Annotated in this window: 10 protein-coding genes; 1 reads left to right on the top strand and 9 read right to left on the bottom strand. The window is 64.5% G+C overall.

What is annotated here, in order from left to right; all coding sequences use genetic code 11:
* From ACMO6A_RS02515 to ACMO6A_RS02505, 3 genes are all read right to left on the bottom strand, one after another.
* A partial coding sequence (locus ACMO6A_RS02515; RefSeq protein ID WP_418470729.1) for a cytochrome b/b6 domain-containing protein occupies positions 1 to 569 on the bottom strand: 569 nt, incomplete at its 3' end.
* 1 nt (position 570) lies between these two features.
* Positions 571 to 2,235 (bottom strand): nickel-dependent hydrogenase large subunit, encoded by a 1,665-nt coding sequence (locus ACMO6A_RS02510; protein ID WP_009304598.1) that lies wholly within the window; start codon positions 2,233 to 2,235, stop codon positions 571 to 573.
* Positions 2,236 to 2,241: 6 nt separating this feature from the next.
* Positions 2,242 to 3,474, bottom strand: coding sequence for a hydrogenase small subunit (locus ACMO6A_RS02505; RefSeq protein WP_009304599.1), 1,233 nt, complete (start codon positions 3,472 to 3,474; stop codon positions 2,242 to 2,244).
* 343 nt (positions 3,475 to 3,817) lie between these two features.
* Between ACMO6A_RS02505 and pheA the strand changes: the two genes are divergently transcribed.
* The gene (gene pheA / locus ACMO6A_RS02500; RefSeq protein WP_009304600.1) at positions 3,818 to 4,669 is read left to right on the top strand and encodes a prephenate dehydratase; all 852 of its coding nucleotides are present in this window, start codon (positions 3,818 to 3,820) and stop codon (positions 4,667 to 4,669) included.
* A gap of 70 nt (positions 4,670 to 4,739) precedes the next feature.
* On the opposite strand, the gene ACMO6A_RS02495 is transcribed toward pheA, so the two are convergent.
* From ACMO6A_RS02495 to ACMO6A_RS02470, 6 genes are all read right to left on the bottom strand, one after another.
* A complete protein-coding gene (locus ACMO6A_RS02495) occupies positions 4,740 to 5,318 on the bottom strand; it encodes a manganese efflux pump MntP family protein (protein ID WP_009608315.1) in 579 nt (192 codons plus the stop codon).
* Between the two features lie 690 nt (positions 5,319 to 6,008).
* On the bottom strand, positions 6,009 to 6,884 hold the full coding sequence (locus ACMO6A_RS02490; RefSeq protein WP_035576930.1) for an adenine glycosylase: 876 nt from the start codon (positions 6,882 to 6,884) through the stop codon (positions 6,009 to 6,011).
* A complete protein-coding gene (locus ACMO6A_RS02485) occupies positions 6,875 to 7,435 on the bottom strand; it encodes an RrF2 family transcriptional regulator (RefSeq protein WP_009608300.1) in 561 nt (186 codons plus the stop codon). Before ACMO6A_RS02485 ends, ACMO6A_RS02490 begins: the two co-directional genes overlap by 10 nt.
* The gene (locus ACMO6A_RS02480) at positions 7,435 to 8,988 is read right to left on the bottom strand and encodes a hypothetical protein (RefSeq protein WP_009608318.1); all 1,554 of its coding nucleotides are present in this window, start codon (positions 8,986 to 8,988) and stop codon (positions 7,435 to 7,437) included. The genes ACMO6A_RS02485 and ACMO6A_RS02480 overlap by 1 nt, the downstream gene beginning before the upstream one ends.
* Before the next feature lie 147 nt (positions 8,989 to 9,135).
* Positions 9,136 to 9,855 carry an HAD family hydrolase gene (locus ACMO6A_RS02475; RefSeq protein ID WP_009304605.1) on the bottom strand — a complete coding sequence of 240 codons (720 nt, stop codon included), beginning with the start codon at positions 9,853 to 9,855 and terminating at the stop codon, positions 9,136 to 9,138.
* Positions 9,856 to 9,907: 52 nt separating this feature from the next.
* On the bottom strand, positions 9,908 to 10,256 hold a 349-nt coding region (locus ACMO6A_RS02470; RefSeq protein ID WP_418470728.1), incomplete at its 5' end, for an ATP-binding cassette domain-containing protein.

Here is a 10,256-nt window from a genome sequence, read left to right as displayed (position 1 = left end):
AGGTAGATATGGATGAGCATGAAGCAGATGAAGATGTACATCATGAAGTAGTGGATGATGCGCATCGACATGAGGCCGCCCACCAGATCAGTGCCTGCCGCAAAGAACGCCCAGTTCATCGTCGGAGCCCACAGGGCGAGACCCGTGTAGAACATCACGATGATGAGGATGGGGATGGCCAGGTAGCTGATCTTCTGAGGCACGCCGAGCTTGGCGCCCAGCGGGTGATCCTTCTTGAAGAACAGATAGTAGCGAATCCACGCGCCCAGCTGGTGACGGTTGTCAGCCTGCGGCAGCCACGTCTTGTAGTCCGTGACCTGGTAGCGGGTGCCGCCATCCGGCGCGGACTTCACGAAGAAAGCCATGATCACGCGGACGATGCAGTTGATGAACAGCACGAAGCCCAGGAACACATGAACTCCGCGGGCTATGCCCATGAAGCCGCCCCAGAACGGGAAGTGGATGCTGAAGCCCGTGATGATCAGGAGGATCATCGCAACAAGGTTGATCCAGTGCGTGATGACGAAGGGCATCGGATGCGCTTCGCGGTAATGTGCCAAGTGCGCCATGTTACTTCACCCCCCAAGGGCTCGTGACGGTCTCGAAGCTCTTGCCCGTCGCCGGCTCGGTGATGTGGACCGCGCACGCCGTGCAGGGGTCGAAGCTGTGCACCGTGCGCAGCGCGTTGATCGGCTTCTCGATGTCGCCCACCGGGTTGCCGATAAGCGCCTGCTCCATCGGGCCGTGCTCGCCGCTCTCGTTGATGGGAGCGAGGTTCCACGTCGTCGGGATGATGATCTGATAACCCTCGATCTTGCCGTCCTTGATGCTCTCGGAGTGGTAGAGCGCGCCGCGCGGAGCCTCCCAGAAGCCCGTGCCGGCGCCGGTGATGGTGGACGGCTCGCGGAAGTACTCGCTGTCGCCGCTCTTCAGCGCCTCGATGAGCTCGGCAACCCAGTCCTTCATGAGGCCGGCGATGTAGAGCGTCTCGATCTGGCGAACGGCGGTGCGGCCGAGCGTCGACTGCGCGACCCCGATCTGCCCGGGAGCGCCGAGCGCTTCCAGAAGGCCGTCAACCTGCTCGACCACGAACGGCACGTTGCGCTTGTACGCGGCCAAGACGCGGGAAAGCCCGCCAGCCTCGTAGGGCTTGCCGTCGTAGGCGGGGCACTTGACCCACGTGTAGCGGTCCTCGACGTTGTACTCGGTGTACTCCGGCTCGGTGACGAAGTACGGCGACGTGTACGTGGCATCGCCCTTGTACCAGGAGCGGCCCATGTACTCGGTGATGAGATTCTCCTGCACGTCGGAGAGGTTGAGCTTGTCGTCGATGACGCCCATGGGCAGGTAGCGGTTCGCCATCTGCTCGGTGTAGCTGGCGTAGTCGCCCGGGCCCTCGAACACGCCCCAAGCCACATAGCGGCCGCAGCCCTTTCCCCAGTTCAACGCATCGATGTAGTACGGCGCGATAGCAAGGGTGTCGGGGATCATGGTCGACTCGACCCAGTCGTAAATCTCATCGGCAAGGGCTTTCAACTCGTCAAGCTTCTGATCGGTGGGCACGAAGGCCGTGCCGCCCGGTACCAGCGTCATGACGTGCGGCATCTTTCCGCCGATGATAGCGGAGATCTGCGAAGCCTTGGCCTGCATCGTCAGCGCCTCAAGGTAGTGAGCCGTGCAGATGAGGTCGAGCTCGGGCGGCAGCTGGTAAGCCGTGCCGTCCTCCGCGTCGAACCAGTTGCCGGAGAAGATGGACAGCTGGCCGTTGTCGGCGAAATTCGCCAGACGCTCCTTGAGCGCGACGAAGTCGCTGTTCATGGAGGTGCCTGCAGCCTGAGCAAGGTCGTAAGCGTCCGCCGGATCGGCCTTGAGGGCGTTCAGCGGGTTCACGTAGTCGAGGGCAGCCAGGTTGTAGAACCACAGGATATGGCTGTGCAGGAACTGCGCGCCTTCCAGCAGGTTGCGGATGATGCGCGCGTTGTTCGAGATCTTGATGCCGTAGGCTTTTTCGGCCGCGATAGCGGACGAGTGGGCGTGGGACACCGGGCACACGCCGCAGATGCGCTGCACGATCTGGGCAGCATCCTCGGGCGTGCGGTTCTCGACGACCATCTCCATGCCGCGGAAGCAGCCGCCGGACACCCAGGCATCGGAAACCTTGCCGTTGGTCACTTCCATCTCGACGCGGAGATGGCCTTCGATACGGGTAATCGGGTCGATGACTGAACGAGTCATAAGGGCTTACCTCCCTTCTTTTTTGTCGTCGTTGTTAAGGTCGGCCTCGTCGTACTTGCCGATGGACTTGTCGGGATGCTTCGCGTCCCAGCCGCGCACCTTCTCGAAGTCGGCGCCGCCGTCCATGCGGCCGGTGATCTTCATGCCGAAACCGTGCACCACGAGGGCCGCGGCAAGAATGCCGGTGATGCCGAGCGCGATAGTGCCGGGCTGAACCATCCAGTCGCCGATGCGCAGGTCGCGATGACGCTTGTAGAACGGGGTGTTGACCTCGACCCAGTTATGGCCGGGATCGTTCGGGTTGGCCTCGCAGCATCCGATGCAGGGAGCGCCGGACTGCACGCACCAGCTGCGACGGTTGTTCCACATGGTCACGCCGCAGTTCGCCTTCGTCTGAGGTCCGCGGCAGCCAAGCGGGTACAGGCAGTATCCCTTGGCCTCTTCCTCGGAGCCGAACTTGTACACGAACTCGCCGTTCTCGAAGTGGCCGCGGCGCTCGCAGTTGTCGTGGATCGTCTGGTCGAAGATGCCGGCAGGCTTGTCCTCGCTGTTGAGCGCGGGAAGCTTCTCAAGGAAGATCACGTCCGCCAGCACGGCCACGAGCCACTCGGGGTTGGCCGGGCAACCGGGAACGTTCACAACCGGCGTGTTGATGCCGGCCTTCTTCAGGAACGCCTGCACGCCGAGCGCGCCCGCCTGGTTGGGATGAGCGCCCATCCAGCCGCCGTTGACCGCGCAGGAACCCAGCGCGACTACGGCGTTGGCTTTCTCGGCAGCCTCGATCAGATGCTCCGTACCGGGCTTGTCGGCGACGCGCAGAGCCTGGCCGCCCCAGCCTTCCAGCACAGCTCCCTCGTACACGAGGATGTAATTGCCGGCCTCGATCGTCTGCTCCTTGGCCTCCTCCATCGACCAGCCGGCTGCCGCCGACAGGGTCTCGGAGTAGTTGAGCGAGATCATGTCCAGCACGATCGAAGCCGCATCCGGCGTCTCGACCTGCGCAAACGACTCGGTACAACCCGTGCACGACGCGCCCTCGATCCAGATAACCGGATACAGCTTGCCCTTCGTTGCGCCGATCACGGATTTCTCGAGGGCCTGCGCCACGCGCGGCGCAGCGAGCTCGGACAATCCGGCCGCGACCGCAACGGCGCCGCAGAGCTTCATGAAGCTGCGGCGGCTGACGCCGCGCGCGGAAAGCATGTTCTGAAACTCTGAAACTGTGGCCTCTGTTTCCATGTGCACACCTCCTCAGGTGCTCTCGTCTTCCAATGCTTGCTGATTCAGTATTTTCCACGACTCCAGAATTAAAACGCACAGCGAGGGCGCGAGCGCAACGTTTGACCCGCAAGTGGCTGAAAAATGTTACGCATCAACATCCACGTAACATGAGTTATACACTTGATTAGCTACTTTATGCATTTTCATGCAGGGTGATACTTTTTTCGCCCCTCTCTATGCATACCGCTAACAGGTGAGAACTCCCGTTGGTTTCTCGTTCACCGCCGTTCATCTTGTCGTGAAGACGGGTATGATAGCACAAGCACGAATAACCGAGAACCCCGATAGAAGGATTGGACCCATGGCTTCAACCGAACCCGTATTCGCCTACCTCGGCCCTGCCGGAACCTACACCGACGAAGCCGCGCGCGCGTTCGCAGCCCGCCTCGGCATCGACGAGCCGAACCTGTTCGAGTGCGCCTCGTTCGACGAAGTGTTCGACTGCGTCGATCGCGGCAAATGTGAGTTCGGCGTGGTGGCGAAGGAGAACTCGCTCGAAGGGTCCGTCACGGCCACGCTGGACAACTTCTCCTTCAAAAGCTCGGCCACCATCCTCGGCGAAGAGGTCATCGACATCCACCACTGCCTCGTCATGCATCCCGACGCGAAGATCGAGGACGTTGCCACGGTGGCCTCGCACGCCCAAGGGCTCGCGCAGTGCCGCCGCTTCCTGAGCGAGCGCCTACCGGGCAGGTCCACCATCACCACATCGTCCACCGCCGAGAGCGCGCGGCTGGTCATGGAGAACCCGCGCGTCGCGGGTATCGCCAACGCGTTCGCGGCCGAGCTGTACGGCGCGCGCGTCGAGGAGCGCGAGATCGAGGATCATTTCGGGAATCAGACGTCGTTCGCGCTCATCGGCCGCCAGGGGCATCCCCCCGTGTTCACCGGCGATCGCTACAAGACCTCGCTCGCGCTGTTCTTGCAGGTGGACCGCGCCGGCACGCTGAACATGATCCTGTCGGAGTTCGCCTACGCGGGCATCAACCTGTCGATGATCCAGTCGCGCCCTACCAAGCAGGCGCTCGGCGACTACATGTTCTTCATCGAGTTCAAGGAGAACGTGAACGACCTTGCCGTGCAGACCGCGCTCAACTGCCTGCGCCTCAAGCTGCGCGAGGTCAAGGTGCTGGGAAGCTACCCTATTATGTAGGGGCCGACCGTCGTCTTGAGCGAGCGCGCCCGGTTGCCATCCCGACCGGAGCGCCGTCTCGTCCGGCTCTCTAGAAGGCTATGATCCCCAGATGCTCCAGCAGGATCTTGAGGCCGATGAGGATGAGGACGATGCCGCCGACGACAGTGGCGGGCTTCTCGTAGCGGGCGCCGAAGCGGTGGCCCACGGCCACGCCGACGATGGACAGGGCGAACGTCGTCACGCCGATCAGCCCCACGGACGTGAGGATGTCCACGCGCAAGAACGCGAACGTGATGCCCACGGCCAACGCGTCGATGCTCGTGGCGACGGCGAGCATCACGAGCTCGCGCAGGTCGAGCTTACCGTCGGCCGGGCAGGACAGCTCCTCGTCGTCCTCATGGAAGGCGTCCCACAGCATTTTCCCGCCGATGAGGGCCAAAAGCACGAAGGCGATCCAATGATCCACCGGCGTGATGAACTGCTCGAACTGCGTGCCCAGCGCCCATCCGACAAGCGGCATGAGCGCCTGGAAGCCGCCGAAGAACAGCGCGACGACCGTCGCCTGGCGCAGGTTGAGCCGCTTCATGCACAGGCCTTTGCATACCGACACGGCGAACGCATCCATCGACAGGCCGATCGCCAGCAACAACAGCTCCACGAATCCCATGGGTTTTCCTCTCGTCCGCTTGCGGCCCCCCCTGGCCGCCCCGCACTCCACGGTTTAGGCATAAAAATACCGGCGTGCGCGCCGGCTGCATGATGAGCGGTGCGACGCGTGCGCCACACCGCGAGTCTTGTCGTTTAAGGTTGCGCCAGCTTCGAGCGGAAGCAGCATGTTGACGCAGCCACCTCGTTCAAGGCCGACTACTCCCCCACGGGATGCGGCATATTCTAACACATGAAAGTCAAGAATCGTATGCAAGAATCATGCAAGAAACGCTATTTCGCGCACAAGAAACTATCGAGGAGCAATGCGTACGCGATTGAATAGGGAGAGTCCGCCCGGCGGCACTCGGTAGGTCGCGCGGCGCGCTGCATAGATTCAGCTCGCTCGACCATGCGCTCCGATCGCGGCGGGAAGCCCGGCGAGATTGGGCGCGAATCAGCCCCCATGACAATCTCGAGACCTGTTTTGCATGCCGTCCGATCAGGATCACGTGCAAAACCCCAGGTGGGTACTATTCAGCGAGCTCTCGTAACCTGATTCCGCCGTCAGGATTGCCATGGGTACCGTTTTGCGTCCAAAGCGCTCGAAAACGCCGCCCTGCAAGAAAAGGATTCGACCGCATGCCATCCCAAGCGCGGACCGGAACCGGAGGAGGGCAAAGAATGCAACCTCCCGCCGCAGCGGGCCCCGTCAGGCGAAGAACGCGCCGCCCTCTCGGCGGAAGAAGCCTTCGGACACGAGGTCGGCCACAATGGACTCGAACGTGGCCGCATCCACGCCGTCGCGCCCGGCGGCGCGCTCGAAGGCGTCCAGGCGCTCGGCCAGCTCGTCGGCGCCGATGCCCGGCTCGGCCAGCACGACGCGCACGAGCTCGGCGCGCTTCTGCCGCCGCGAGCCCTCGAAGGCCGACTGGCGCGCGTAGTGGGCGCTGCGCCGCGAAGGGTTCGCCACGAGCGTCTTGAGGTGCGCGCCGTAATCGAGCAGCGCGTAGTACCAGGCCCGGGCGTCGTCCTCGGGGCAGGTGGACGCCACGAGCGGCGCCAGCTCGCGGTCGGAAACCTTGTCGCGGTCGGGGAACAGCTCGTGCAGGAACACCGTGCGCACGTTCGTCTCGATGTACACGGAGGGGCGGTTGTAGGCGAACGCCATCACGCCCGCCGCCGTGGCCGGACCGATGCCCGGAAGCGTTTCCAGCTCCTCAGCCGTGTCGGGCAGCAGCCCTCCCCGCTCGGCCGAACACGTCTCGGCCGCCCGCTTGAGCGCAAGCGCACGGCGGTTGTACCCCAGCCCCTGCCACTGCGCCAGCACGTCGGCCGTGCCTGCGGCCGCCAGGGAGTCGATGGTGGGAAACAGCGACAGGAAGCGCGTCCAGTGCTTCTCGACGCGAGCCACCTGAGTCTGCTGCAGCATGACCTCGCTCACCAGCACGGCGTACGGGTCGTCGATGTAACGCCAGGGCAGGTCGCGATGCAGCCGAGCGCCCTCGCGGCGCACAAGCTCCACGAACTCGTCGCGCCCGAGCGCCTCGGACGGCCACGCAATCGAGCCGGAACCCGCTATGCGCACGATTCGCACGCGCTCGCGTCGTCGGCGTCGGGAGCCTCCGCGGCAATGCGCGGCGTGGGCGCGGCGCATTGCGCAGCGCAGCGGACGGCGGCCGGAACCGCGTCTGCGTCCTTCGCCTTCGCCATAGCGGCTTCCACCACCGGATGCGACGCCCCCTGCTCGATGAGGTCCTTGAGCGTGATAGCGCCGAAGTAGGCGTTCAGCAGCCGATCGGCTCCCTGCCACAGCTTGTTGTAGGCGCAGTCCTTCTGTTTGTCGCAGTAAGCGGGATCCATCACGCACAGCGAGATGCTCACCGGCCCCTGAACCGCCTCGAGCACTTCCAGCAGGGTCACGGCGGCCGGATCGCAGTTGAGCGCGAGCCCGCCGCGGGCGCCGCGCACCGTCTTGATGAGCCCGCCCTTCACCAGATCGTGCTGGATGCTGCGCGCGAAGGCGTAGGGAATGTCCTCCTGCTCGGCGATGTCGGACACCGACACGTAGGAATCCCCGCTCTTGTAGGCGGCCCTCAGTATCCGGCAGGCGTAGTCGCAGCGGCGCGTGACGTCCATTAGTTTCCCTCTTCCCCGTCGAGCAGGTCTTCCAGATGCTCCAACTCGCGCCTGAAGTCGTTCACGACCGCCTCTTCGAGCGCGCGGTACTCGTCGGAATCGAGCGGCTGGTAAGCCGCCAGCTTGTCGTACAGGTTGTCCGCCGTCACCGGCAGGTAGCGGCGCGCGACGAGGCTGGCCTTGTAAGCCTCCTCGATGGCCTCGCGTGCGGCCATGTACATATCGTAGCGCGGCATCTGCGCTGAATAGCGCACAAGCGATGCACGGTCGATGCCGCGCAGGGACGGATGCTCGCGGGCTATCTCCATCCAGATGTCGTCGCGCTCGGACACCGTGGGAAAGTCGATGTCGATCACCGACAGCGGCTCCAGGAGGTCGAAGAAGAACGGGTCGATCTCCCCCGCCTCGGACGAGGAGGCCAGCACGAACACGTCGGGGTTCTCCACCGCCGAGCGGATGAGGCTGATGGCCTCGCGCGCGCCCCGCGACAGGCTGGCCATGATGAACCCGCCCAGATCGTCGCCGGCCGACTCCACCATGGGCGACATCCACAGATCCAAGTCCTCCAGCATGAGCACGCCAGCGCCCTCGAAGGCGTTGCGCGCCGCGTTGAGCTTCGGCTGGCGGTCGGCCTGCGCCATGACGCACAGCACCGGCATCCCCTGAAGGTTCTCCTCCATGTGCATGCGGATGGCCGGCAGCCCCAGCTCGCCCAGCGTGGCCGCCATGAATCGGTTCGCGTCCTCGCGCGCCGGAGAACGGAACAGCAGCGCGTCGGAGGCCGGCATGCGGTCCAGGCCGTGGCGCGCGTTCAGCAGCTCCACCAGCTCTTGGAAGCGCTCGTCGTGCTGCATGCCCACCCCGAAGTCGCGCATGAGCTTCACGGTCTCGTCGTAGCCCACGAGCTCGCGATACGTTATGTTCTCGAGGGACGACACCACCGCATGAGCGTCCGCGTCGTCGCCGCAAGCCTGGATGGCCTCGGCGAGCGACTTCTGCACCTCGGAGACGGACGGGGCCTTTTCGCCCTCCTCGCCGCCCTCGTCCGCCGCAGCACTCTGAGCGGCCTGCGGCGCAGCCTCGGCGACGCACGCCGAAGACGGCTCGGTGACGTGCTCCACCCGCATGAGGCGCGCGGCATCGAAGCCCAGGAAGTCCTGGGAGATCATGTCGGTCATGTCCTCCAGGTCCTCGCGCGAAAGGCCGTACTCCTCCAGCTTGTCGAGCGCGAGGCTCTGCAGCTGCTCGGCGCAAGCCGCGGCCTCGTCCGAGGACAGGTAGGGCTCGAGGCGCTCGAACGCGTATTCGGCGATGGAGCGCTCCTTGAGCTTGCAGGCCAGCTGCCAGGCCTGCTTCAGGCCCTCGAGCGCCGCTTCGTCGACGGCGGAGCCTTCGCCGTGCTGCGCGCGCTCGAACGCCGCCAGATACAGATGCATGCCGAGGACCGCGTCGCCCGAAGCGCACGCCTGGGAAGCGAGCCGCAGGTACTCGGTCGAGGAATTGCTATGCTCGTCGTTCTGGCTGGGCGAGCTGTTCGCATCGTTCTCAAACATGGACCCAACCTCCTTTTCGATGTGATCGCACGTCGCGAGAAAATGACTATGTCCAGGTCACATTTTACCCAAGAAGAAAGCCCCCGCATAGGTCGAACCGCAAAAACCCCAAAACGTAAGCAACCCGAAGGGTATGAGCGCAAGGCTCTACCAGTCGAGGATCTCCCAGCCCTTTTCGCGCGCGGTGCGGGCGAGCGGCCGATCGGGCGACACGGCGCGAGGATGCTCCGCGGCCGACAGCACGGCGCGGTCGGAATGATGGTCGCCGTACGCGTAGGCGAGCTCCCAGTTGCCCGGCCCGAAACGGCTGTCGCCGAAGCGGCGCACGGCGGCCAGCTTCTCCTCCCCCTCCACCGGCAGACCCTCCACCGCGCGGGTGTAGGTGCCGTCGGTGGCCACGCTCATGCGCGTGGATATCTGGTTGTCGAACGGATGGTGCTCCATGGCGCGCAGGATGATAGGCTCGAACGTGGCCGAGATGACCACCACGGTGTCCCCCGCCTCGGCGTGGGCGCGCATGGCGGCATCCGCCTCGGGCCTGAACAGCGGCGCGATGCGCTCGTCGTAGAACTCGGCGAGGAAGGCGTCCACCTCGGCGGCGGGCTTGCCCTCGAACGCCGTGAACACGAGACCGCGCACAGCCGCCTCGTTCTGCGGCAGGCGCAGCTTGTAGGCGGCCGCCCACAGAAGGATGCGGAAGACGACTCGCTTCTTCAGCATCTTGCGACTCAGAAGGTGGCTGACCAGCAGCACGGGCGAGTTGCCCGCGATGCTGGTGCCGTCGAAGTCGAACACGGCAAGGCGCGCCTTGCTTTCAGGCGCGCCTTGCATCTGCGCTGATGCGCTCTCAGTTCCCGTTGCGGGCATACGTCGCTGTTCCCATTCCCTGAGCGAGGGGGCGAAGACGCGCCCGTATGCGCTAGTCCTCCACCTCGTCAATCGTCTCGGTGAACTGAGAATTATACAACTCCGCGTAGAAACCGCCAAGCGCCAGCAGTTCCTCGTGCGTGCCCTGCTCCACGATGTCGCCGTCGCGGATGACGAGGATGAGATCCGCGCTCTTGATGGTGGACAGGCGATGCGCGATGACGAACGAGGTGCGCCCGGCCATGAGGTTGTCCATAGCCTTCTGGATACGCTCCTCGGTGCGCGTGTCCACCGAGCTGGTGGCCTCGTCGAGGATGAGCATGCGGCGGTCGGCCAGGATGGCGCGCGCGATGGTCAGCAGCTGGCGCTGGCCCTGGCTGATGTTGCTGGCGTCCTCGTTG

The sequence above is a fragment of the Eggerthella sp. genome, assembly GCF_048329335.1.
In the GTDB taxonomy this organism is placed as follows: Bacteria; Actinomycetota; Coriobacteriia; order Coriobacteriales; family Eggerthellaceae; genus Eggerthella; species Eggerthella lenta.
Note: the sequence above shows the minus strand (reverse complement) of the source record. Positions and strands in the feature narration are given on the sequence as shown.